The organism is Mycobacterium sp. PO1, assembly GCF_017312405.1.
Taxonomy (GTDB): domain Bacteria; phylum Actinomycetota; class Actinomycetes; order Mycobacteriales; family Mycobacteriaceae; genus Mycobacterium.
The window spans coordinates 18302-43580 of record NZ_BLTG01000026.1 but is presented as its reverse complement, the minus strand read 5'-3'; the positions used below and the strand labels follow the sequence as shown (position 1 = coordinate 43580).

At 62.5% G+C, this 25279-nt stretch carries 16 protein-coding genes and 1 riboswitch; of the genes, 9 read left to right on the top strand and 7 right to left on the bottom strand.

What is annotated here, in order from left to right; translation table 11 throughout:
- Window positions 1-71 precede the first annotated feature (71 nt).
- The 7 genes from J3476_RS11890 to J3476_RS11860 all read left to right on the top strand — a co-directional run bounded on the left by J3476_RS11890 (window position 72) and on the right by J3476_RS11860 (window position 14949).
- Window positions 72-2408 (top strand): hypothetical protein, encoded by a 2337-nt coding sequence (locus J3476_RS11890; RefSeq protein ID WP_207066682.1) that lies wholly within the window; start codon window positions 72-74, stop codon window positions 2406-2408.
- Complete coding sequence (gene pglZ, locus J3476_RS11885) at window positions 2405-4723, top strand: BREX-1 system phosphatase PglZ type B (RefSeq protein ID WP_207066681.1); 2319 nt, start codon at window positions 2405-2407, stop codon at window positions 4721-4723. The genes J3476_RS11890 and pglZ overlap by 4 nt, the downstream gene beginning before the upstream one ends.
- Window positions 4720-7176 carry a BREX system Lon protease-like protein BrxL gene (gene brxL, locus J3476_RS11880; protein WP_207066680.1) on the top strand — a complete coding sequence of 819 codons (2457 nt, stop codon included), beginning with the start codon at window positions 4720-4722 and terminating at the stop codon, window positions 7174-7176. The genes pglZ and brxL overlap by 4 nt, the downstream gene beginning before the upstream one ends.
- 356 nt (window positions 7177-7532) lie before the next feature.
- Window positions 7533-10916, top strand: a complete 3384-nt coding sequence (locus tag J3476_RS11875) for a TM0106 family RecB-like putative nuclease (RefSeq protein ID WP_207066679.1) — start codon at window positions 7533-7535, stop codon at window positions 10914-10916.
- Between the two features lie 86 nt (window positions 10917-11002).
- Window positions 11003-11647 carry a hypothetical protein gene (locus tag J3476_RS11870; RefSeq protein ID WP_207066678.1) on the top strand — a complete coding sequence of 215 codons (645 nt, stop codon included), beginning with the start codon at window positions 11003-11005 and terminating at the stop codon, window positions 11645-11647.
- Window positions 11648-12178: 531 nt separating this feature from the next.
- Entirely contained in the window at window positions 12179-14596 is a 2418-nt protein-coding gene (locus tag J3476_RS11865) for an AAA family ATPase (RefSeq protein WP_286182930.1), read from the top strand.
- 71 nt (window positions 14597-14667) lie between these two features.
- Complete coding sequence (locus J3476_RS11860; RefSeq protein WP_286182929.1) at window positions 14668-14949, top strand: hypothetical protein; 282 nt, start codon at window positions 14668-14670, stop codon at window positions 14947-14949.
- Between the two features lie 128 nt (window positions 14950-15077).
- On the opposite strand, the gene J3476_RS11855 is transcribed toward J3476_RS11860, so the two are convergent.
- Window positions 15078-15911, bottom strand: coding sequence for a zeta toxin family protein (locus tag J3476_RS11855; RefSeq protein WP_207066676.1), 834 nt, complete (start codon window positions 15909-15911; stop codon window positions 15078-15080).
- Between the two features lie 224 nt (window positions 15912-16135).
- The gene (locus J3476_RS11850) at window positions 16136-17590 is read right to left on the bottom strand and encodes an ADP-ribosylglycohydrolase family protein (RefSeq protein WP_207066675.1); all 1455 of its coding nucleotides are present in this window, start codon (window positions 17588-17590) and stop codon (window positions 16136-16138) included.
- 70 nt (window positions 17591-17660) lie between these two features.
- On the opposite strand from J3476_RS11850, the gene J3476_RS11845 reads away from it, so the two are divergent.
- On the top strand, window positions 17661-18338 hold the full coding sequence (locus J3476_RS11845; RefSeq protein WP_207066674.1) for an NUDIX domain-containing protein: 678 nt from the start codon (window positions 17661-17663) through the stop codon (window positions 18336-18338).
- 7 nt (window positions 18339-18345) lie between these two features.
- On the opposite strand, the gene J3476_RS11840 is transcribed toward J3476_RS11845, so the two are convergent.
- From J3476_RS11840 to J3476_RS11830, 3 genes are all read right to left on the bottom strand, one after another.
- Window positions 18346-18939, bottom strand: coding sequence for a hypothetical protein (locus tag J3476_RS11840; RefSeq protein WP_207066673.1), 594 nt, complete (start codon window positions 18937-18939; stop codon window positions 18346-18348).
- 34 nt (window positions 18940-18973) lie between these two features.
- A riboswitch (SAM riboswitch) is annotated at window positions 18974-19086 on the bottom strand.
- 38 nt (window positions 19087-19124) lie between these two features.
- Window positions 19125-20081 carry a metallophosphoesterase gene (locus tag J3476_RS11835; protein WP_207066672.1) on the bottom strand — a complete coding sequence of 319 codons (957 nt, stop codon included), beginning with the start codon at window positions 20079-20081 and terminating at the stop codon, window positions 19125-19127.
- A gap of 577 nt (window positions 20082-20658) precedes the next feature.
- The gene (locus J3476_RS11830; protein ID WP_207066671.1) at window positions 20659-21237 is read right to left on the bottom strand and encodes a hypothetical protein; all 579 of its coding nucleotides are present in this window, start codon (window positions 21235-21237) and stop codon (window positions 20659-20661) included.
- Window positions 21238-21608: 371 nt separating this feature from the next.
- Here J3476_RS11830 and J3476_RS11825 point away from each other — a divergent pair, with 371 nt between their 5' ends.
- Window positions 21609-22280 carry an SIMPL domain-containing protein gene (locus tag J3476_RS11825; RefSeq protein ID WP_207066670.1) on the top strand — a complete coding sequence of 224 codons (672 nt, stop codon included), beginning with the start codon at window positions 21609-21611 and terminating at the stop codon, window positions 22278-22280.
- Between the two features lie 196 nt (window positions 22281-22476).
- On the opposite strand, the gene J3476_RS11820 is transcribed toward J3476_RS11825, so the two are convergent.
- Together J3476_RS11820 and J3476_RS11815 are read right to left on the bottom strand one after the other, a co-directional pair.
- Window positions 22477-23403, bottom strand: a complete 927-nt coding sequence (locus J3476_RS11820; RefSeq protein WP_207066669.1) for an RNase H family protein — start codon at window positions 23401-23403, stop codon at window positions 22477-22479.
- 158 nt (window positions 23404-23561) lie between these two features.
- The gene (locus J3476_RS11815; RefSeq protein WP_207066668.1) at window positions 23562-25154 is read right to left on the bottom strand and encodes an MFS transporter; all 1593 of its coding nucleotides are present in this window, start codon (window positions 25152-25154) and stop codon (window positions 23562-23564) included.
- Between the last annotated feature and the right edge of the window lie 125 nt (window positions 25155-25279).

The window sequence follows — 25279 nt, the reverse complement described above, 5'->3', positions numbered from 1 at the left end:
CCCAAATACAGCGCATAACGTGTTGTGGGTCGGGGCATTTTCTAGTCGAGGCATTTGCGATGTTGTGGCGGATGCGCGCCGAAGAAGAGGGAATAGATCCAGTCGAGGCGCAGGACGCGGTGCTGCGGGACAACTTGTTCGGTCTTGAACTGGATCCACGGTGTGTGCAGATTGCGATGTTCGCTTTGGCGTTTCAAGCGTGGAAGGCCGGCGGTGGATGGCGTCAGGTGCCGGTGCCGAACGTCGCCTGTTCGGGGATTCCGGTGAAAGCGTCAGTGGCGGAGTGGACAAAGCTTGCCGGTGGCGATGAGCGGCTGGAAAACGCCTTGGTGCGGTTGCACATTTTGTTCCGCGATGCCGACACCCTCGGTAGTCTCATTGATCCCAAACAAGCTGCGGAACTCACCGACCCCTCTGGGCTTCAGCATTCGTTTGAAGATGTCGAGTGGGACGACCTTGCGCCAATACTTGAAAAGGCCGTCGAGACCGAGGTGGCCGACCCCGTCACTGCAGTCCTCGGCGCCGACGCTGCAGGCATCGTGCGCGCAGCTGACTACCTCTCCCGCCGCTACACGCTCGTAGCTACCAATGTTCCTTATTTGTCGCGCAGTAATCAATCGGACATTTTGCGGTCATTTTGCGACCGTCTATATCCTCTATCGAAGCACGATCTGGCGACGGTGATGCTGGAACGGATCGGAGGCCTCAGTCGCCAGGGCACGGCAGCGACGGTTCTGCCACAAGGATGGACTCAACTTTCCCGTTATAAATCGTTGCGGAGTGAACTTCTTCGCAATTGGTCGATCAAGATCATAGCTTTTCTCGGCGCCGGAGCTTTTGGATCCATCTCAGGCGAAGTCGTCAATGTGATCCTATGGCTCGGTGAGCCGCAGAAATATGGATACGATGACTCATGGGTAGCGTTCGATGTAAGTTCTCAAAGAACTATCGCTGAAAAAGTTGAACGCCTGACTAAAGCTGAAGGTGTGGCACACAAGCAAACGAAATCTCTCGAGAATCCCGATGCGCGCATTCTTGCGGTCGATCTACCCTCAGGGCCGTTGATGTCGGAAAAGGCGTCCAGTCTGTATGGTCTGCGTACTGGAGATGGCGCTCGTCTAATTCGCTACTTTTGGGAACTGGGCAGCATTGGTAGTGAATGGAGATATCATCAGGGCACGACATTGGAGACGAATCACTTTTCCGGTCGAGAAAGCGTTTTATTTTGGGAAAGCGGCGATGGAGTCCTTGCAGAATTGGCGAAAGCAGGGATAGCGAGTCTCCAAGGAGAAGGTGCTTGGGGCAAAGGCGGCATTGTCGTATCGCTTATGGGCGATTTGCCTGTTACGCGATACACCGGTGAGTCGTTCGATAACAACTGCGCAGTGGTGTGGCCTCATGATGAAGCACTTTTGCCGGCTCTGTGGTGCTTTATTTCCGACCCTAGCTACAGCACGAGCGTGCGACTTCTTGACCGGTCCTTAAAGGTAACGAACCAAACTCTCCTGAAGGTGCCGTTCGATCCAGGCTACTGGAATTCGGTCGCTAAGCAGAGATTCCCGGATGGATTGCCGGAACCGTGGTCGGATGATCCGACGCAGTGGTTATTCGAGGGTCGTCCGGAGGTTTCGAATACACCATTGCAGGTGGCGGTGGCTCGGTTGGTGGGATATCGGTGGCCGGAACAAGCGGAATCAGATGATTTAGAAGCGTTTCCGGATGCGGATGGAATTGTGTGTTTGCCTTCAGTCGCCGGTGAAGCGCCGGCAGCAGATCGGCTGCAACAGTTGTTGGCTGCTGCATACGGGGATCGGTGGTCTCCGTCGGTGATTACGCAAGAGTTGCAGCGAGCGGGTAGCAAGAAAAAGAGCATCGCAGATTGGCTTCGCGATGATTTCTTCAAACAGCACTGTGCAGTGTTCGGGAATCGGCCGTTCGTTTGGCATATTTGGGACGGACAGCGGGACGGTTTCTCTGCGTTGGTGAACTACCACAAGTTGGATCGCAAAACGCTTGAAAAGCTGACCTACACCTACCTGGGAACCGATTGGGTGGAGCGACAAAAGGCCGAGGTTAGAGACGAAGTCGCCGGGGCCGAGGCCCGTTTGGCCGCGGCGACGGACTTGCAGCGTCGACTGGAGCTGATCCTGGAGGGAGAAGCCCCTTACGACATCTACGTCAGATGGAAAGAAACGCACGGACAACCGATCGGTTGGGAACCCGACCTCAACGATGGCGTGCGTCTGAACATTCGTCCGTTCGTCGAGGCCGGAGTGCTGCGCTCAGCGTTCAACATCCACTGGCGCAAAGACCGAGGCAAGAACCCCGACGGCACCGAGCGGCACAACGATATTCATCTCACCCTCGCCGACAAGGACAACGCACGGCGGTCGGAAGGGCGCGTATGAGTGAGACCGTTTTCGACGCACTGGTGTCATGTCTGGATGCGGCCTCCGACTACAACCATAACGCTCAGTCCCCACCGGTTGCTGTGCTGTGGCCCGATGAGACAAGGGCATGGGCAACCATCATCGAGCGAATCGGCGAACGGCTGCCGGTCATCTCGCTCGGTGATTTTGATGTTGATCGCCGGCGTGGACCGGGCTACTGGATGCGATGCGTAATCGCCGGCACCTATCCGCTTGCACTTCCGGACGGTGTGCCGATTCTGTATTTGCCTGGAGTGGGACGCAATTCACTGCGCGCGGTCGAATCTTGTCCACCCTCGCTTAAGCCGATTGCCGAGTTGCAGTACCGGAGCCAATGGTTCTCCCATCCCAACTCACGTGACTGGACCCCGCGGGCCCTGTTGGCGCACGCTACGCGGGGCATTGGCCTTCAGATCGCTGAGGACGCCGAAACCGGATCGGCGTTGATACTTGCGCTCAAGCTCTTGTTGGACGAACCGATGGACCGAGTGAAGCGGCAGGTGCTCGATGTCGATTACTTCAATCAGCTCGTCAACCCTGACCCTGTGCGAAGCGTTTTGGATTGGCTCGATGATCCGAGCAGCTATCGTGAGCGCTTCGACGAGCCGAGGTTCCTCGCTTTCACCCAACAGTGCAAGGCTGATCTGGGATTCGACCCTACGTCCGACGGCGAAATTATCGCGGCACGGAAACTCGCCTCGCGTATCGGCGCCTGGTCGAAGGTGTGGAAGCGTTTCGCGGATACACCCGAGAGGTATCCGGGAATCCCTGAGCAGTTGAGGAGAGCGCGGCCGGACGAGCTATTCGTTGATGACCGTGATGTGTGGCCGCAAGAAAACGAGGCTGCGGAAACGGAGCTGCGGAACGCCTTTAACAAGTTCGCCGCCTTCACCGCTTCTGAGGCGTGGAGCAAAGTCACGGAGCTGGAGGCGTCTCATGCATGGCGGCGCGCTACGGTCTGGGCAACTCTTGATCAAGCGCCGGTAGCGTTTGCGCTCGAACAACTCGTGGCTCTCGTCGAAATCGTGTCCAGTAGTGATGTCGCCGAGAAGCTTGACCCCTTGCGCTCTGATTACGAGAACCGAGGATGGCGAGCGGATGCGGCAGTAGTACATGCCCTCTCGACCGCATCAACCGATGCCGACCGGGCTGCCGTAAGCACCGCAGTACGCACAATTTATCACCCCTGGCTGGACCGGAATGCCAAAGCCCTTCAGAAGGCCATCGGCCCAATGGTCAATGCCGGAACGTATGTGCCGCAGACGGCGATCACCCCAGAGCCCGGTGTTGTCATGGTTTTCATTGACGGCTTACGGCTCGATGTCGCGAGACGGGTGCACGATCGATTGACTGATTTCGGACTCGAGGCCGATATTCAGACGAGTCTCGCTGCCTTGCCGACAGTCACGCCAACGGCTAAGGCAGCCCTTGTACCGGTCGCGGCCGGTGCGCTTGGTCCAGGTCCTGATCTCTGCGCCGCAGATGCGTCGACCGGAACGAGAGCGACGATCCAAGTGCTTCGAGCACTTATGCAAGCGGCCGGCATTCAGACTCTCGGTCCAGTCGACAAGGGTGACCCCGCGGGGTCAGCTTGGACCGAAACGGGCGACATTGATCATCGTGGACATGACGTTGGGGTTCGCATAGTCGACTATCTCAATGAAGAAATCCAACGCATCGCCAACCGGACGCGCGAGCTACTCGACGCGGGTTGGCAGCGGGTTGAGATCGTCACCGACCACGGCTGGATTCTCTTACCGGGTGGATTGGAGAAGGCGGAGCTGCCTAAATCAGCGACGGAGGTGAAGAAGGGCAGATGCGCCCGACTTAAAGATGGCGCGGTCGTGGATGCCCCTACCGTGCCATGGTTCTGGGATCCGGACGTCCGCATTGCGTTGGCTCCGGGTGTGTCTTGTTTCGAAGCGGGCAAGGAGTATGAGCATGGTGGGGTTAGCCCGCAGGAGTGCTTTGCTCCTAGGCTCTCGGTGCGGGCGGGTAGTAGTACGACCGCCGCAGCCGGTAGTCCTGAGATTACGATGGTTAGGTGGCTCGGCCAGCTGTGCCGAATCGACGTAGGCGGTTTCGCGCACGGGCTAGTTGCGGACATCCGCGCCTTACCCGGTGCTGCCAATACAAGTATCGCGGAAAAGGCAAAGGAGACAGTAGGGCCCGGCCGGATCTCCCTGGTGGTTCCCGATGAGGATCACGAAGGCGAGCGAGCATTCGTTGTCCTCGCCACCCCCGACGGTCAAGTGCTTGCGCAGCGCGAGGTCAGAGTTGGGCAAAATCGATGAGTGCCGTTGATGACCTCGACTCCCTGGCGGCGAGGGTTTTCGAAGGTTACCTCGTCCGGAAAGATCTGGCCCAGCAGTTTCGGGGCCAGTATCCGGTCCCGACTTATGTGGGCGAGTTTCTGCTCGGAAGATACTGTGCCACCACCGACCCCGACGAGATCGCCGAGGGTTTGGCAATCGTCGAACGGTCGATGAAAGAGCGGACTGTCCGCGCGGGCGAAGAGGAATTGTTCAAGTCACGCGCGCGGGAAAAGGGACGCGTAAAGATCATCGACTTACTTCGGGCGCGGTTAGATGCGAGATCTGACTCCTACAAGGCCGAGCTGCCGAGCTTGCAGCTGAGTGACATCCATATTGCCGATGAATTGGTCAACGAACACGACCGTATGCTAACGGGCGGCTTCTACGCCGAAGTATCGCTCGAGTATATTGCCGCTCTGGGCCGAGATCCCGGTGGGCAGCCGTTCCGCGTAGAGTCAGTGCGTCCAATTCAAATGTCTACACGCGATGCGGTCGACACCTTAATTGATGGGCGCAAGCACTTCACCCTCGACCAATGGCGGGGCTTGCTGTTGCGCAGTGTGGGGTTCGAACCCGCTCGATTCTCGACCCGAGAACAAGACGTCCTCCTTGCGCGGATGGTTCCTTTCGTCGTCCCGAACTACAACGCAGTGGAGTTGGGGCCGCGGGGAACCGGGAAGTCGCATCTCTACCAACAGATCTCGCCATACGCACACTTGGTCTCGGGCGGCAAGGCGACCATCGCGAACATGTTCGTCAACAATGCAACCGGTCGGCGCGGTCTCGTCGCGCAGTACGACGTCATCTGTTTCGACGAGGTGTCCGGCGTGTCGTTCGACACAAAGGAGGGTGTCAACATCCTCAAGGGCTACATGGAGTCCGGAGAATTCAGCCGCGGAAAAGAAAGCATCCGTGCGGAGGGTGGCATCGTGATGGTCGGCAACTTCGATGTCGACGTCCTGGAAGAACTTCGGCGCGGTCACCTGTTCGGGCCCATGCCCAAGGAGATGCGCAACGACACCGCCTTCCATGATCGAATCCACGCCTATCTGCCGGGATGGGATGTCCCCAAACTTGATCCCTCATACTTCACCAAGCACTTCGGCTTCGTCAGCGACTTCCTGGCCGAGTGCTGGAGTCAGCTCCGTCGAACTTCGCGCCTTGAAGCCACGCAGGGCCGACTCGAGTGGGGAAGTCAGTTGAGCGGCCGTGATCGAAAAGCGGCTAACAATACCGTGAATGGCCTTCTCAAATTGCTGTGGCCCGACCCAACCATGCAGGTGCCCGACGACGCACTGGATTGGGCGGCGGAATTGGCGCTCGAGATGCGTAGACGGGTCAAAGAGCAACAGGCATTCATCGGTGCAGCCGAGTTCGGAAAGGTAGACCTCAGCTATCGCGTCGGTGACACGCCAGAGACCGTGGTGTATTGCGACGAGTCCGTTAAGCACCGGCTGCGCCTCGAGAGTGGAGCCGCACAGGAAAGTAACGACGCTTCAGGCCGTGAAGCTCTTCCGGAACCTGACGCGAACGAAGTCTCGGCGCGTGTCGCGGCGCGGGATTACCAGGTCGGCGACCGCATTGGTGGCCGCTTCGAGGTTGAAGAAGTTCTCGGAAGCGGCGGATTTTCGAAGGTTTACCGTGTTCTCGACACCGTTGAAGGCGAGCAGCGAGCACTCAAGTTGTTCGAAACGGCAGCCGGATATGACGCCGTTCGGCGAGAGATCGGCGCCCTCCGAAAGGCCCAGCACCCGAACATCGTTAAGGTCATCTGGGCAGACAGCACAGATCAGGGCGAGTGGTATCTCGTGATGGAGTACGTCAACGGGGAATTGCTCGCTGACTATGCGACTGGGAAAAAGCAGTTGCGAGACCGTGAAGCGATCGATGTCGCACTTGACGTACTTAACGCACTCATTGCAATTCACCCAGACAGCGCACGGCTTGATGAACTCGATCTCAAGAAGCGGGAGGACGAGCTGTCAGCTGCGGAGTACGAGGAGCTGATGAGCCTCAGCGAAAAGGCGCTGGTGCATCGCGACATTAAGCCGCAGAACATCATGCTCACCAGATCAGGCGCAAAGCTTCTGGACTTCAATATCGCCTCCCGCGTGGGTGACCCTGTTTACACGGTATCGGGCACTCCGCCTTACCAACCTCCGGACGCTGACCTGACGCGCTGGGATGTCACCACCGACTTGTTCGCCGTCGGAGTCACCCTCTACGAACTCCTCTGCGATGGCCAGCACCCCTATCCTGGTGCACGGCCAATGGGTGGCGTCGAACCAACTGATCCACGACAGTTTCGCGCAGACCTCCCGCCCTCGGTAGCAGACTTCCTACTGAAAGCGTGCGGGTCGGATCGACGGCAACGCTTTCAAACGGCCGCGGAAATGAAGGCTGCCCTCGAAACCGCGAGGTCATGGTTGTAGGAGTATCGGAGGGCCTCTCTTCGAGGATCGATGCGTTCGCGCGTGCATACATTCAATTTGAGTGACGTGGCAGCTACCTTCCGGATCGCCTTGGTCTGAGTGGCGCGCTTCTGGCCGTGGAGGTCTGAACCGTCCTGGCCTGGGTAGAGACCTTGATGTGCACCAGCCCAGGACGCTTCAGAAAGCCATGTCACGCGGCTGACATGCTGTTATCACCGATCATCGTCGTGGCTTGGCGGTCAGTTGAAGAACGGTGACTTCCGCGGGCCGACTTCCGCGGCCGCGGAAGACCTGTGACTTCGAATCTCGAAACCTAGTCTTCGCTCCTGTCACCTCCGGCGCCTACAGTGGTGCTGATGCAAGGGGGAGAGGTCGAGGGGGCGAAGAAGACGTTGTCGCCGGCGGTTGAGCGGGTGGTGACGCCTTCCAAGGTCAGCGCCTGGCTTGAGTGCCCGCATTACATAACGCTCACGAGCCGAGTCGACGAGGGTCTGCTGGACCGGCCTACTCCGACATTCGGTAGCTTCGCCCAACTCCTCGCGGATAAGGGGCTCGTTCACGAGCAACAGTGCCTCGACGAATATCGCCGCCGAGACAAGACAGTGTTCGAGGTACCGCCTCGCCGTGAGCGTGAAACCTTTACCGCCTGGGTCAAGCGCATCGGGAATCCGCTCGCGATGGACTACGACGTGGTCTATCAGATGCCATTTGTCCACGACGGCATTCGAGGTATCGCCGACTTCGTAGAACGTGTAACTACGCCCGACGGTCATACATCTTTCGAGCCTGTCGATGCGAAGCTCACCCGAACAGAAGCGAAGCCCGGCCACGTGCTGCAACTGTGCTTCTACGCGGAAGCGATCGCTCATCTCACCGGTGCCGTCCCGGAGCAGATGCACATCTGGCTCGGATCGGGTTGCCGTGAGTCGTTGCCGGTCGACGAATTCCAACCGTACTGGCGACGACTCCGCAGCCAACTATTCGAAGCGCTGGCAGCGAGCCCGTCGGCCGAAACCACACCGCGTCGATGCAACCACTGCCCCTTTTGTGAGTTTAACGCTATGTGTGAGCACGAGTTGCGCGCCGCGGACTCGCTTATCTACATTGCCGGCATCCTGCAGACCGAGGTGGACACCCTCGTCGGGTCGGGCACCACCACGCTGACAGACCTGGCGGCGCGGCCGCCCAGGCCGGACGGACTTCGAGCCGAGCGATTGAATCGCCTGATCCGTCAGGCGGAACTTCAAGTGCAGGCACGTCTACAGGATGTTCCGCCATACGAGGTCGTCACCCCGTCCGACGATCCAGTGTGGGGACACGGTTTCGAAGAGATGCCCTCTCCCGACGACGGGGATGTCTTCCTCGATTTCGAAGGACACCCGTTCTGGCGAGCCGACACTGGATTGTTCTTCCTCTTCGGTCTGATCGAACGAGACGAGAAAGCAGATTGGGTTTATCGAACGTGGTGGGCACACGACCTGCCGCAGGAAGCGGCGGCAGCTCAGCAGCTGATTGACCACCTGTCTCAGCGTCGCGTGCGATTCCCGAACATGCACGTCTACCACTACAACCACACCGAACGGACAGCACTCAGGACGATGGCCGAGACACACGGTGTCGGCGAAGAGGTTCTGTCGGAGCTCATCAGGACGGGTACCTTCGTCGACCTGTATCTTGTTGCACGCAATAGCATTCAGGTGGGTACCGAGTCGTATGGACTCAAGCACTTGGAGCGACTCACCGATTTTCGGCGTAGTCATGACATCGACAAGGGCGCCGGCGCCGTCGTCCAGTACGAGGAGTACATGCGCGACGGTGACGCATCGATTCTCACCCCCATCGCCGCCTACAACGAAGACGACGTACGTGCGACGATGGCGCTACGCGACTGGTTGGTCGACCAAAGGTCGCCCGACCTCGAATGGCGTGACTCGCATCTTGAACCGCCACCTGGCATCCCTGCGCTTGACGAGCGTGTGCCCAAGTTGCATGCCTACCCGGCCGGCAGCGTTGAACGCTTCCTTGGCGATCTTCTCGGCTATTGGTGGCGCGAGTACATGGCGTATCACACGCCGATCAAGGCGAGGTTGCAGCAGGAGATCGAGGAGGTGATTGACGACCCGGATAGCATCGCCGGGCTTCAGCCAGTAGGTCTCGTCGAGCGGCTCGGTGCCAAAGGTACGCCGATCACGCCTACTATGCGCTTCCTCTTCCCCCCGCAGAACCTGGAACGCTTTCCCCGCGATGGCGGGACGGTCGCCATGCTCGGCCCTGAAGCGAATACATGGATGTTGTCCGTCGCTCGGCTGGACCGTGAAGAGCATGCCGTCGAGCTCGTCTGGGGTGAGAAGCTGCAGCAAGCCGAGATGACGCCCCGATCGGTTGTGCTCTACGAGTGGGTCGACGCGAAACCGAAGGCATTTGCTCTGCAAGCGTTCACGGATGACATCCTCGATCGGCGGCCACCGAACGAAGTGACGATGGCCCTGCTTCGGCGCGATCTGCCGAAGTTCATCGGAGCGGGACCAGCTGGGGGTCTCTTCTCAGCCGATCTCGCAGACATGCGGGAATGGGCCACCCGACTGGACCGGTCCTACGTCGCCGTACAGGGGCCACCAGGTGCTGGGAAGACGTATACCGCGGCTCAGTTGATCCATGCGCTTGTCGTCGCGGGTGCGCGGGTCGGGATCACAGCCACCAGCCATCATGCGATTGGCAACCTACTTGAAGCTGTTGTTGAAGCCTTTGAGGAGTGCGGCGACATCGAAGCCCTCCGTGCGGTGCGCAAGCCCAGCGAAGGTGCGGCTTCCCTTCCCTACGTCACACACTGCGCTAACAATCCCGGGTGTGCGGGCGGTGACTACAACCTCGTCGCCGGAACAGCGTGGCTGTTCTCTTCCCCGGACATGCGGGCAGCGCCAGTCGATATCCTGTTCATCGACGAGGCTGGCCAGATGGCGCTGGCTGATGCCCTTGCGGCGTCGACTGCAGCACGGAACCTGATCCTGCTCGGCGACCCGCAGCAACTCCCGCAAGTAGCTCAAGCAATACATCCCAACAGTTCTGGCGTCAGCGTTCTCGATCATGTGATCGGCGAGCACGCGACATTGAGTGCCGACCGCGGCGTGTTCCTCCCTGAGACCAGACGTATGCATCCTGATGTGACCGCGTTCATCTCGCAGCAGTTCTATGACGGCCGGCTCGGGAGCCACGCTTCCTGCGAAGGGCAATCGACGGCCCAGGGCACCGGTCTGCGTTGGATCCTCGCTGACCACGTGGGGAATAAGACGTCATCGCAGCAGGAAGCCGATCTGATTGTCGATCGAATCGCTGACTTGATGGGCACGCCATGGACGAATCATCACGGTGAAACGTCGCAACTTGGGCCAGGCGACTTCATGGTGGTTGCGCCGTATAACGACCAGGTGCGTCTGATCCGCGAGCGGCTCGGAACCGATGGCCGGCTGTGCGATGTGCCGGTTGGCACTGTCGACAAATTCCAAGGACGCGAGGCCGCTGTCGTGTTCTACAGCATGACGACATCGAGTTCAGCGGACATGACTCGCGGTGCGGACTTCTTGTTCTCTCGCAACCGGTTAAACGTTGCACTCAGCCGTGCTCGATGCCTCGCATACGTCGTATGTACCGAGGAATTGCTGCGCGCACGGGCTCGCTCGGTGGAGGACATGCGGTTGATCTCGAGCCTCAACGCCTTCGTTGAGTACGCAGATACCAGATGAACAAGAGGATGCATTCATGGGAGCGAACATTGGCCGCTTGAGGCGGCCGGCATTGTGCAGAATGAACCCACGACAAAGGAGCCAGAGTGGGGGATGAATCGGCAGACGCGATACCTGATCGTGTGGTCGCGCAAGAGGAAACGGACGAGGCCGAACATTACGTCGAACCATGGGAGGAAGATCCGGCAGCGCAGCTCCAGGAGGTCGTCGAACCTGGACGAATAGAGCTGACTCTATGGACCGCAGCCCTGGGTGGCGACCCGGTAGCCCACGATGTCTCCTTCAAGTGGAGCGGTGGAACTACCGCCGACTGGTATGAGGACATCAGCTCGACCACGGAAGGGTTGTCGGTGATGTCAAGTTCACCGGTGCGCGGTGTGATGGCATGGCCGGACGGCAAAGACGTAATGCTGACGTTCACATGGAGTGATCTCGAACTAGAAGGACATGCCGTACTCCCCGAAATGGCGCCGACGCTGGGCGGTGACCCAACCCATCCCAAGGCGTGGCTTCACCTCGCCGAAGCGCTGTTGCAGTTCGTGCTACTCGATCTAGGCTCCGGATCAAGGCGGTCCACGCCGTATTACGACGCGGACGGGTGGAGCGTTGACATTGATGACCTGTTGCGCGAATTCCTCTCCGGCAATGGTGCGGGCAAGGCGTCAGAGGACTTCCAGACCTGGCTCGACGACCGAGTGGCTGCCGGCAAGTACACCATTGAGCAGCAGTAACTGACAGGGTCGCGATGCTGTGACGTCTTAGCGGCTTCTACGTCGGGCACAAGACAATCCCGTAGATCGCGGTCTGGTACTCGGCAGGCACGTGCATACGCGACGATCTCCACCGACTCAGCTCGGCCCGCTGGCGCGCGACTGGGCGGTGACGATGAATTTGGGTGCGCGGTTGCGTCGACTGGCGAAGCTCGTGCCCGTCGAATGGCCGGACCTGTCGCTAGTAGGCCTCCAAAACTCGGTGAGGCAACTCCGGGCACGCGCACCGTGTCGCCAGGATCCTCGGGAAGGTTCTCGATGCAGCGCTCGATGAGGGCCATCAGGCCAGCTTGTACGTTTGCGGTCCGCTGGCCAGTCTTTAGGACCGCATCCACCCGCTGACCGAGCCAGCAGTGGGGCGATCGTCTCATGCGGTAAGTCCCGAACTTGCTGTCACCCGAGCCAAGTACAAACACACCATCGCGCTGGTTATCAACCGCGACCAAAACAAATCCGAACCCGGATGTCGGTGTTCCGTAGTTCAATCAACTCGTGGAGGAGACTGAACACGGGGATGTAGACAGTGCCGAGCAGTCCGTTCAGGACGCAATCCTGCAGTTGCTCGATGCCGACAGCGCATTGGATGAGGCGGCCCGCGAGCTGGTGTTGGGGGCGCTCGCCGACGTCGTGGATGAGTCCGACGACGACGCAGGAACCGACTGGTCGCCGACGTACCTGACCAACATCACGGTGTCCGGCTTCCGCGGCATCGGGTCGACCACGAAACTCGACTTGCACCCCGCCCCGGGCCTGACCGTGATTAGTGGTCGCAACGGCTCCGGGAAATCCAGCTTCGCCGAGGCGGTCGAACTGGCGCTGACCGGCACCAGCTACCGTTGGCGCGACAAGCAAGCGCTGTGGTCGGAATCGTGGCGCAACTTGCACAAGCCGAATCCCTGCGCGCTTCGCGTCGAATTCGCGCAGGAGCGCCAGGGCGTCGTCAAAGTCGGCGTGGATTGGGACGCCGACGCCGAGTTGGCCGATCGCACCCTCTGGACACAGCGGCTGGGGGAGACGTCCACCGAAGGACTCGACAGCCTGGGTTGGGCGAAACCGCTCGAGCTGCATCGGCCCGTGCTGACCTATGAGGAGCTCGGCCGGCTCTTCGACGGCGGACCGTCGGCCCTGTACGACGCTCTCGCCAAACTGCTTGGGCTGGAGATTCTGTCCGCGGTAGAGAGAAAGCTCGCCGCTGATTTGCGGGATGTCAAAGTGGTACGTGATGCGGCCGATAACGCGCGGAAGCAGGCGATCACGACGTTGACATCCTCAACCGATGAGCGTGCCGTCGGGTTGGTGAAGCTGCTAAAAAAGCACGTGCGGCCTGTTGAGGAGATCCAGGCGGTGGTGACCGGTGCCGCAGACAGCGGTCTGGACGTTGTCCGCGCACTCGCAGCGATCAGCGAGCTGAAACTGCCGTCCGTTGCCGATATCGAAGCCTGCGCGACAAGGTTGCGTTCGGCGGTTGACGCCGCACGGCGCAGCGAGATGGGCATGGTGGCGCTGACCTCGGAACGGATTGATCTGCTGCACAGCGCATTGCTGTATCACGCGCGGTCTAGCGACGCCGACTGTCCAGTGTGCGGTGAGGGGCGTCTCGATTCCGCATGGGCGGAAAGAGCACGTGCCAGCGTCGCCGAAGGGGAGGCGTCAGTCGCCGAATACCGCGCAGCCTCCGACGAACTGAAATCGGCGCGCGCCGAGGCTAATGCTCTGGTCGGCGGTCTGCATTCGATATCCGCGGTGGCCGGTATCGAGTTGCCCTCGCTCGATGCTTACAACAGGGCAGTTGAGCGTGCCCGCGGGGTGCCTGCTGAGCACGACGCCTGCGTTAGCCACCTTGAAGACGCCGTCTTGGACACGATCGGAGTCGCGGAGACACTGCGCGGGGAAGCAGGCGCAGCGATGGCCGAACGGGAGGACGCCTGGGGTCCGTTGGCGGCACAAGTCGCGGCGTGGATACCGCAGGAGCGACGGGCGCAGCAGTTAGACGCTCAGTACAAAGCAATCAATGCCGCCCGTAGTTGGGCCACGAAACAGGGTACTGACTTTCGGAATTTGCGACTTAAGCCGATCGCAGCGCAGGCACGTCAGATCTGGAGCGAACTGCGCCAGGAAAGCAACGTCGATCTCGGGGATATCACGCTCACCGGGACTGCGACGAAACGGAAGGCGGTGCTCAGCGGCTCCGTGGATGGGGAACCCACCCAGGCGTTGTCCGTGATGAGCCAGGGTGAGCAGAACGCCGTCGCGCTGGCGCTGTTCCTCCCACGTGCGACATCGGTGAAGAGTCCCTTTCGGTTCGTGGTGCTTGATGATCCGATCCAGGCCATGGATCCGTCGAAGATCGACGGCTTCGTCCGCGTGCTGACCGAGATCGCGCGCACCCACCAAATCGTCGTTTTCTCCCATGATGACCGGCTGGCGTCCGTCATCCGAGAAACCGGCGTGGACGCCCGGCTCATCGAAGTGGTTCGCGACTCGGGATCCAAGGTTAGGACACGCCTGAATATCGACCCGGCTCGTCGGCTCATCGACGATGCCTTCGCGATGATCCAGGACAAGAACCTCGCCGACGAGGTGAAGGGCCGCGTTGCGCCGAATCTGTTCCGCATGGCGCTGGAAACTGCTGCTCGCCAATCGCACTACGCGCGCCAGTCGATTGCGGGAACAGCACGTTCAGTCGCCGAGAGACAATGGCAGTCGGCGAAGACCACACGCCAACGTCTGGCGCTTGCCGTCCTGGGCGACGAGAAAGCGGACGTAACCGATTGGTTAGGGGCCCAGAAGCGTCGAATGAACGTGCTGCAGATCGGAAATGCTGGTGCTCATGGGCAGGTCGGAGAGTTGTCGAAGGAAGATGTGCGCGACCTTGAACGAACGGTCGAGGATCTAGTGGGGCCGCGATGAGCGCAGTGACGCTCTTGGGGCATGCGCAACGCGTCATTAGGGAACCGCGACGCGATGGTCTGTCCTCCAGAATGGCCGCATTCCTCGCGCGCCAGGCGCTAGAAGTGATCGTGGACGAACGATGTACCGATCTAGGGGCGCCAGCAGCCTGGGCGAGCATGCGCACCAAACTGGCGGTATTGCGCTCTTTGGATGATGAGGAGGCTGCCGACTCTGCGGCGATCGCCTGGAACCGGCTCAGCAGTGCGTGTCACGTGCACGCGTTCGAGCTACAGCCCTCCGCCGCCGAAGTTCAGCATCTGTGCGGGCTCGTCGCGTCCCTGCTGCGGGTTCCTGATGCTCTGGAATCATGAAGCACTTCCGGCTCGCGACCGTCGCCCGCCGATCGGACACATAGCGCGCTCATTTCGGTGGCGTGCAAGTCGATGTGCATCCAGCTGCGCGACGTGGCCCGGACGAACGTCACCAAGACATCCAACACCTAGGGATGAATACCGTCCCGCTGCGTCCCGCTTCGCCGCTCCTGATCGTCGTTGGTGCTGAGAACCGTCTCGAGCGCAGTAAACACCTTCTCGGTCTGCCCGACAGTCAGCGATCCGCGGTCTTCCGCCACGCTGACCCAGAAGACGTCGTCGTCATCGGGAACCTCCTCGCAACGTCGGTAGACATCAGGCCATTCGGCGGGTGTCTGCTCGACGTCGTCCCGGTGTTGCCAACGGCGCATCACGCCCGCGACCAGTGATTCGAAGTCCAGCACCCGACGTTCATGCCGATCGATGAGCGCGCGCACCGCGTCGACAGGCGAAGCCGACACGCGCGGAGCAGCCTGCTGAGGCTCCGATTCAGTCGACGGCCGACAGGATTCATGAACCAACATAGGAAGCAGCCGACCTCCGTACCCGCTCCCGTTGCGGTACGCATCCTCGTTGTGACGATGTCGAAGAACCGCGCGCTCGCGCGCGACATCGACCGGCACATCGACGAACCCGCCGTTGACTTCGTAACCGATCGCGCTCAGCTCGGCGATCCGATGTCCCGCATCCGGGCTGTTCATTGGGATCTCCCACAGCACGTTGCACCGTTCGCGGTATGCGAGTTGCGCCAATCGTTCGGCGATCTCCCACGCTTCCTCGTGCACCAGCGGACTCGCCTCCAGCGGGGAGAGCCCGTCGATATGCGGAATCATTCCTCGCTGCGCCATCGCTTCCTCGATTTCATCGGGGTCGATGACGAAGTACTGGTCGGCGCCTAACCCGTTGTCCGGGTTGCTCCGCATTGTCGTCTTCCCGGCGCCGTCTACCCCCGCCACCAACATGGCTCCTGCCTCTCGGGGGATGGTCACGGCATGTTGGTTCCATAGATCCCGTAACAGGCGCCGATGCGCGTCACGGCGCTCCGCGGACCACAGCACCCATCCGCGGGTCGTGACGCCGTACAGCGTTCGGGAGTCGATGTCTCTGCTCCGCAACAGGTTCAGCTGATTCTCGAGCACTGCGATGTGTTCGCGATACTCGTCGTCAGTGAAGCTGAAGGCTGCTGTCACCGAACCTCCTCAGTGGTCACACCCGCGTTATTGGTGTCGAGATCGGCGAGCGCCTGCCGGAACCGGGTATTGGGCACCGCGCGGGGCAGTGCTTCGATGACAGCATTCAGCGCTTCCTCGGTACCCACCCCACGTACCCACGCGCCGTACAGCGCTGCGACTGTCGGCGTGCGGCTGACACCCTCTACGCAATGCAGCAGGACCGTCCTGCCGTCGCGCCGCAATTGTTCGACGGCGCGGGCCGCCTCCAGCAGCACGAATTCCAGGTGCGGGTTCTCGTCGGGATCGGCCCTGTCGATGAGCCGGACTTCGACGTGCGGGATGTCCAGTCGGACGTGGTCGTCCCCGATTCGGCACAGCGACACCACGGCGTCGACCTCGCTGGGCAGGTTGTGCAGGGCTCCGATGCCGCCCAGCAGAACCCGATCGTCGTAGGGGTGCGGTGCCAGCGCGTCGATGCGGTAGCCGCGGTACATCGGGTCGAAGCTGGCCGCCCGCCCGCGGCTCGCGATCCTGCCGGCCAAACCGGCGAGGTCATGCGCGGTGAGGTCCGGCCAACCATGCAGCCTGCTTCTCCACTCCCACGGCACCGCGGACGCTCCGTACACAGCCCCCAACAGACCGCCGGCGATCGCCGCCACGGTGTCGGTGTCGAACCCCGCCCGCACCGCCGCATCGATGCCGCGGCGAAACCGATCGGCCGGGAACGCCACGTCGTCGGCACTCCGTGCCGCCGTAATCGCCGACCAGGCGGCCTGCAGCGCCTGCACCACCCAGCCGTTCTTCGGGAACGCTGTCGGCGGGGCGTTCTCGGCTTCATCGATGCGTTCGCTCCATACCTGTTGCCGGTCGGAAGCGAGGTGCCGCAACCCGACTCGGACGTCGAGTCCGCCGGTGAGCACTGCGTGGCGGATGGCGGTGCACCACAGCACGCATGCGTCGCCGGCGTCGGCATCGAAGTGGGTGAGTCCGCTGATCGCGCGGGCAGCCTCGGTCAACGCGTCCTCGTCGTGCAGGTACGCCAACGCCACCGGAGCCGTCCGCATCAATGACCCGTTGCCGGCGCTGCGGCCGGTCCGCTCATGGTGCCGAGCGGATTCTGCGCGAGCACGTTCGGCGGTGGTGGCACCCCGCCGCGATGCCTCGCCCAGTACCTGACGCGTTTGGATCCCGACGTCCTTCGCGCCGAGGCTCCACTCACGCCAGCGCAGCACAATGCGGTCCTGTGCCAACTCGTCGCGGAGATCGACGGCCGTCGCGGCGACCTCGGCAATCGCGATGGCCATGGCGGTGTCGTCGGTCCACTCACCGGGCGCCCACGGCCCGCCCCCGTTCATCACGACCTCGAGCTCCGGGCCCCGTGGTGGTTGGAACTCATACGGTGCACCCAGCGCGTCGCCCGCGGCTGTGCCGAGTAGTACACCTTCGATTCGATCCTGCTTCGCTGTCATCGAAACCCCCATTCCGTTGAATTAGCGCAAATATGATCTAACTGATACCAGAGTAGCATCTGCTTCCGACATGAACACCAACCCATACCGCGACAGCAGCGGCCGCACACTGGCCGACTATCCACGACCGTCGGTCGCGGTCGACACCGCCGTACTGACTCTCGATGAGCAAGTCGGCTTGGTGGTTCTCGAGGTGCGGCGGACCAACGGCGCCGGCTGGGGGTTGCCCGGCACGTTCCTGCATGAAGGGGAGACCCTGGCGGACGCGGTGCGGCGTTCTCTCGACGTGAAGGCCGGCGTGAGCGGGTTGAACCCTCGACAGCTGCATGTGTTCGACGCTCCCGACCGTGACGACCGCGGGTGGGTCCTGTCCGTCGGGCACGTCGACGTCGTCCGACCCGAACGGATCCAGTCCCGCGCCCCGTCGACCACCCGTCTGATGCCGGTCGAGCGGCCCGGCCGGCTGCCCTACGACCACGCCGACATTATCGAACGGGCAGTCGACTACCTACGGGCGCGCTACTCCGACCGCCCCGACCCCGACGGACTGCTCGGTGACGAGTTCACCATCCTGCAGCTGCGGCTTGCCCATGAGCGGATCACGGGTCGGGCCATGCAGCGGGACTGGTTCCGCCGCACCATGGACCCGCAACTGGAGCCGACCGGGTTGATGGCTACCGGCACCCGCGGTCGTCCCGCCGAACTTTTTCGTCGTCGCGGCACCGCGGGAGCCGGCACGCGCGGCTAGCCACCCGTCAGTCGAGTGGAAAGCCTGGCCCGACCAACCGGGCGAACGCATCCCGGGACGCCTCGCGACTGGGCGGATGCACCTCCTGCCAGATGCGCAGCTTCACATCGGCCAGCGGATCGAAGTGCGCTGCCAGCCGCCGATATTCGGTTTGCCGCCACTCCCATAGGCGGCTGTCTCCCCGCGCGAACTCCGTCAACCGTGCGAGTTGTTCTTCTTGGAGTTGCCGTGGAGCGCCGCCTTGAACACCGATGCCGTTCATGAGGCTGTGCCGGCCGAGTGCGAAGGGCCGGAAGCCCCAGGCGTTGTGGACGGCGGAGTTGATGGCCCGGCAGTCTTCGCAAGCGATCCAGGAGAAGCGTGAAACGCCGCCCGCCGTGGCGCGCAGGCAGATCCTGCACAGGTCGTACAGGCGGGAGACGTCGACCCAGTCCCACTTCTCCGGTTCGTCTTCGCAGCTGCAGGATTGCCAGATCGCGAACTTGCGCTGCGTCGCCCGCTGAATCGGCCCCCGAATACCGCCGCACGGAATGTGTACCGACAGGACGATGATGCGTTCGCGCAGCGCCGCATCGGTTGGACTGAGATCGTGTTCGGTCATCTTTCCGCCATTTCTGGCGACACCGCGTTCGGGTGCCCACCGCTTGCACGCCGGGGCGTGCCTGCTCTTCCCCCGGGGCACCGTGTGGTGGTCACGCGGTTGCCGGGACGGCGGGCCAGGTACCCGAACAGCCGTCCGCTCTTGAGCCGAGTTCAGGATAACCCCGGGCACCGACAGTGCGGCGGCTACTGAACGAAGTTCTCCTCGCGGAGCTCGGGCTCGCCGGACCAGCGGTACGCGGTCAGGTCGCCGTCCCTGACCGCGCTGAAGTCCAGGCATGCGGTGCGCGCCGTCCAGTCCTCGAGGTGGGCGGGAGTGCCTGTGCGCCAGTAATGTCCGAAAAGCACGGGCACGTCACCGTCGTAGACGTAGGACCGTGACTCGGCCCGCACCGGGAGATGCGGCAGGTCGGGATAGGCACTGCCGTCCGCCGTGGTGAAGGTGCGATCCAGCATCGCGACATCCCTGAGCGTGGTGGCGTCGGCGGCCCACCACCGGATGCGTGCGCGTTCGCGCGCGACTCCGTCCTTGTCGAGGTAGGCGGGCTGGCCGTGGTCGACCAGGCTGACCTCGGGCCCCTTCAACAGGACCTCGACTGCGGTGAACAGCGGATCGTTGGGGTCGGATGCTCGTGCCAGTTGATCGTCGCTGGTGAAGCGGTTCCCGCCGAGCGCGGTTGTCACGATGTCCATCGACGGTTGATGCCAGCAGGCATGCACGACACGAAGCCCGTCCAGTTCCAGCCACAGCGGGAGCGAGCGGAACCAGCTGATGTATTGCGCGTACCGCGGCCCGGTGACTTGCTCGAGGAAGGCGTGGTGTTGATGGTCGTTCTTCTCGGTGCGTGGTCGCAGGAACTTCCCGCTGCGGGCGGGCCACTCGGTGGCGTACGCGATCGCATTGAACTCGTGATTACCCATCACCAGTTGGGCGGTGCCGGCGTCGGCCATGGCCTTGGCGATCTCGAGAACGCGTAGCTGCTCGCGGCCTCGGTCGATTAGGTCACCGACAAAGATGACGGTGCGCTGCGGGTGTCGGTAGGCGTCCGTCACCTCGTCCAACTCATAATCGAGCTTGTTGAGCAGCACCTCGAGCTTCGTCGCGCTGCCGTGGATGTCCCCGATGACGTCGTAACCCTCCATGAACCGATCATCGCACTGGGGTATGACACCTTGACCGAAAGTCGTTACTTGGCTCGGAAGGTGATCAGGCTGCCGATCGGTTGTTCGGGCAGCTTCAAGAGACGCCGTCGCCAAGCTCTGCCTGGATGACGCGCCAAACGCATGTTGATGGGTGGCCCGGATGACGAAGCGGCCGAGTTCATCGTCTGTAGTGGGGCGTTCAGTAGCCGCAGGACGGTAATTTACGACGATGCGGACTCAGCGGCCGAGGTGGTAGCGCGGTTCGCCGATTCTTCGCTCCGTGAATCGGCTAACGCATGCCGCGGGAAAATCGAGGGCCGAACCATCGACGCTGCGCTCAATGCCCACGCGAGCGCGTTGAAAGTCTCGTTCTCAATGCCAGCACTCATTCGAGATTTGCTGCGCCGTACCTGAACCAGTAGTCGAAGCCGTCGGTCGATTCGTGGATGAGTAGCTCGACTTGCGAGCTTCGCCAATAATCATCATTCACGCAAGGTACTGATGACCGACCTTCGAGGCCACATGCTTCACGGCACGCCTCTACTTCGGCTCCCTCAGCGGGCGAACGGTCCGTGGCTCAGTCGCAGTTGTCGCACTGCCCTGTCATAGGTAGTGCCTCGTTGCACTTGGAGCAGAAGTTCAACGGTGCATCCAGCTTGGCCTGAGCTTTCTTGTACTCCTTCTTCGCGTGTGCTTTTGGCGTCAGTGTTGGCTTGCCACCGTCCGGTGGGAGGTCAGCTCCGAAGAACCTGTAGCACTCCAGGCGCATGCGGGCGGCGTGTTCGTCGAGATCGTCGAGGCTCTGTGGATCCCCCGCATGCTCCTTGCTGGAGTCCGTGCCTGCCGCAGCGAGAACTGCAAACCTGTATCCAGCCCCGACAGTTCCATCTGAAGTCACACACAATGACGTCAGCTGCGGCCAACCGTTGCTCGCACATACAGAAATGACCCCGCCGAGGACGTCGCCGATCCAGTTCATCACGAGCCCTCTGTGCGTGATGCCGGTCTGTGCTTGGACAAACTCAGCCAGCTGTGAGTACGTCACAAAGCCGTTGTACCGCTTGGCGGTTTCTATCAGCAGCGCCACCGCGTGAGGCTGCCATGCGTCGAACGCCTCCTGCATCGAAACCTTGTCGCCCTCTTTGTTCAGAGGCACTGCAATCCTTTCGGTTCTGGGCGGAACTTCACCCCACCCCTGCGGTTGATGTTGGAGTAAGTGCGCAATCACCATGTTTGCCTGGTCCTCGCCGACGTTATCCCGCCGACGTCGGATGCAAGTGTCTTTCGTCCTGATACCTCGTTGTGCGGATTCGACGCCTGAACTGCGCGAACATGGCAAACCCAAGCTCAGCGCCTCAAAAAACCTAAGAGCCCACTCGGGCACCTTGTTGAAACAATGCGCACGAAAGCCCATGGAACAACACCTCTCGCCAATTCGGTGTTGCAGCGACGGATCGAGTCCTGGTCGGACGTCTACGCCATCAGTTCTGCACGACGGTGTCGGTGCCTCCCACTAGCGTTGCCCGAATGTCAACTGAGATCACAGTCCGGGGTTCGTTCTCTGCCTTCCGGCCGCCCGAGCGGGGAACCGTGCACGCATCTATCAGCTATCACGGCCCCGAGAAGGACTGGGTCTACGACCAGGTGGCGCGTGACCTCGCCGTCGTCAAGGAATCGATCTCCCGGCTCGAGGACGCCGGTGCCGTCACGGAGTGGTCGGCGGCACAGTTGCGTACGTGGTCTCATCGGCCCAGAAATGAGGAAGGTGAACAACTCCCGCTCGTCCATGTCGCCAGCGTCGGCGTAGAGGTGCAGTTCTGCGACTTCATCGCACTGTCGCAATGGGTTGGAGGGCACATCACCGGAACCGAAGGTTTCGAGCTCTCGCATGTGAAGTGGGTGCTCACCACAGAAAGCCGGGACCGACTGGTCGCGGAAGTTCGTAGCCGGGCCGTACAGGATGCGGCAGCCCGCGCGCAGCTGTACGCCGACGCCCTCGATCTCGGAAAAGTTCGTGCCGTCGCGATCGCCGATCCTGGGATGCTCGGGTCCCAAGCGCAGTCCCACGGTGGCGACGGGATGGCGTACATGGACGCGGCACCGGGGTCATCTGCCGGCCGCCCGGACGTTGAGCTCGCACCGAAAGACATCAGCGTGTCGGCGACAGTTGATGCGCGATTCATCGCACCCCCCTCCTAGGCACTCCAAGTACCAAGGTGTGGCACGACGACCCATCAGCTCTAGAAGCGACCTCACCGAACCGGCCGAGGCATGTTCTAGCGGTCGGACCCGAACGGCACTCCAGGCCGAAGCAGTGCTAACCGACCCAGCGGCTCGATGATCGGCTTCACCACGCCAGATCGCTATCCATTCGAGGCTCGCAGATCAACTCCCGTCAGGCCGTCCGCTGGCGATTGAACTCCCGCGAGAACGTCGCCGCGAGATCGTCGGCACGGCGGCGATACTCAGCGCTGTCAAGGCCACTGCCGCCCAACGCATACCGTGACGCCAGCCGGGCCAGCGCGTCGGCGCCCTCGTTGAGCGGCTCCCCTCGGTGGCCCTTCACCCAGACCAGGGTGAGTCGGTCACGCTCCTGATGGATTATCTCCCGTGCGCGAACCAGCCCCGGTGTGCGTCCACTTTCCCGGTAGGTGGCGTAGCCCTCGGGCAGGACGTCATGGCCGGCCATCCACCGATGCACCATGGCGATGGCGTGCTTGCTGTCGCTGAGCACCGTGATGTCGCGTCCCCGCAGCTTCTGCACCGCAGATCCGATCGCGCGCAGCTCGGCCACAAGAACCACTTTGGGGCCGATGAGTTTGACCGAATGCCGAAAGCCCTGCAGCCCATACTCACCCGATGAGGCGAGCCACCCGTAGCCGGTGAACCTGCCCCGTACCGAGCCGTCGGTGGCGACCCAGACCGGACCTGTCGGGACCGGCGCCGCCTCACGCAGCCCCATGCAGGCCTGCCGGATGAGCGTCTCGTCGGACAGCCTCGGCCGCTCGATCCACACCCCGGGCATCAGCAGCGCGATCTCGTCGCGCATGGCCCACAGCATGCTGCGCGGGGACAGTTGCACCACGAACCGGATCCGCTCCACGTCGCAGGTCTCACGGATTCGACTGATCACGTCGAGCAGCGCGCTGTCTCGGTTCTCAGCCTCGAGCATCCCAGTCCAGCGCTGTTCGCCACCCCGCGCCGAGTAGCGGTACTGCGAGGCCCCCTGCTCGGCGACGGCAATCGCAACCGAGAGCATCGGACGTCGCCGCGCCGGCACGATGTCGATCGGCCGCGAAGTGGCCTTGGGCTTGGGTGCCATATCCGTCTCCTCCCCAGGTGGATAGGTGTGACGGCACTGTATTCGGCAGGCCCGACAAGTCCGGGCCCCTCAGCGCGAGCGGCTGGGTCCGTTCAGACTGTGCCGGCGGCGGCGTTTCGGGCGGTATCCCCGCCGTGGCTGCAGTCTGAACGCACCTGCTACCGCCCCTTGTTCACCGCAATCAGATGATGCGACACCGGCATGCCCCCGACGATCCGTTCGACGGTCTGCTCGATGAGTAGGTCCTGCCCGGTGAGCCGGGTGTAGTGCTGCTGCAGGTGCTCGCCCCAGGACCGCACGACGAACGTCTCGACGAAGGTGTGCTCGCGTTCCACGCTGCGGTAGAGCCGCCACCGCGCGGCTCCGGTGCGTTGCCGGGACCGTCCCAGCACGGCCATCGCGGCCAGGAACTCCTCCTCGTGTTCGGGGTCGACGCGGTAGTCGGTCATCACCAACACCGGCCCGTCGAGCGGTTCGGGCTCGAACAGCAGTGTCGGCTCCGGCCAGTGCGACGACGGCGTCAGGTCGATGGCGCCGGTCTTGGCGTGCAGCGGCCACCACAGCAGCGACAGCGCGCACACCCCGAGCATCGCGACGCTGACCAGCAGGCTGGTCACCGGCGACGTCGCCCCGGCGAGCACCCCCCACAGCAGCGAGCCCAGCGCCTGGCCGCCCATGAAGATCAGCTGATACACCGACAGCCCGCGGGCGCGGACCCAGCCCGGCAGGCTCAGTTGCATCGCGGCGTTGAGCGTCGACAGACACAGCAGCCATGCCGTCCCGCCGAGCACCAGCGCGGTGAGCACGATCGCGAACACGTGCACCAGCGCCAGCACCGCCGTCGCGATCGCGAACCCCGCGGCGGCCATCAACAGCAGCGTGTTCTCCTCGAACCGGGACCGCAGCCGCGACAACCCGAACGCCCCGAGCACCGCGCCCACCCCGAGCGCGCCCAGCAGCAACCCGTACCCGGAGGCCGTCAACCCCAGCTGGCGGTCGGCGACCACCGGCAGCAGACCCCACAGCGCGCTGGCCGGGGCGATGAACAACGCCGTGCGCAGCAGGATCCGCCGCACGATCGGTGAGCTGCGGATGAACCGGCCCCCGGCGCTCAACGCAGACAGCGCCCGCTCCGACGGGAAGTTGGTCTCGTTGGCGGGCCGGCGCCACCACACCAGCACGATGACAATGCCCACGAACGACACCGCGTTGAGCGCGAACACCACCGTCGGCCCCGACAGCGACACCAGCGCCCCGGCGATCGCCGGCCCGATCGCCCGCGCGCCGTTCATGCTCATGCTGCCCAGTGCGGCGGCCGCCGGAATCTGCGCCGGCGGAACAAGATCAGGCTGGATGGCCTGCCATGCCGGCGCGGTGAGCGCCTGCCCGCAGCCGATGACGAACAACAGCAGCAACAGCACCGTCGGCGTGGTCAGCCCCGCCCCGGTCAGCACGGCGAGCAGCCCCACCGACGCCGCCATCGCACCCTGGGTGGCGATCAGCAGCCGGCGCCGGTCGATCAGGTCGGCCAACACCCCCGACGGCAGCGCCAGCAGCATCACCGGCAGCGTCGTCGCGGTCTGCACCAGCGGCACCAGCACCGCCGCGCGCGGATCGTCGACCAGCATCCACTGCGCACCCACGGTCTGCATCCAGGTGCCCAGGTTGGAGACGAACTGCGCGATCCACAGCGCGCGGAACACCGGGGACTGCAGCGGCGCCCACGTCGACACGGGCTGGGTGGTGGTCATGGTGCTCCCGCGGACAACGTCACCCGGTCAATCTATCGGCGTCGAGGCCTGCAGATGCGGGGCCGAGCGGTGCGGCGAGCTCCATTCTTCGTTGGTGCTGTTGCCCAGATCGACGCAGAGGCTGC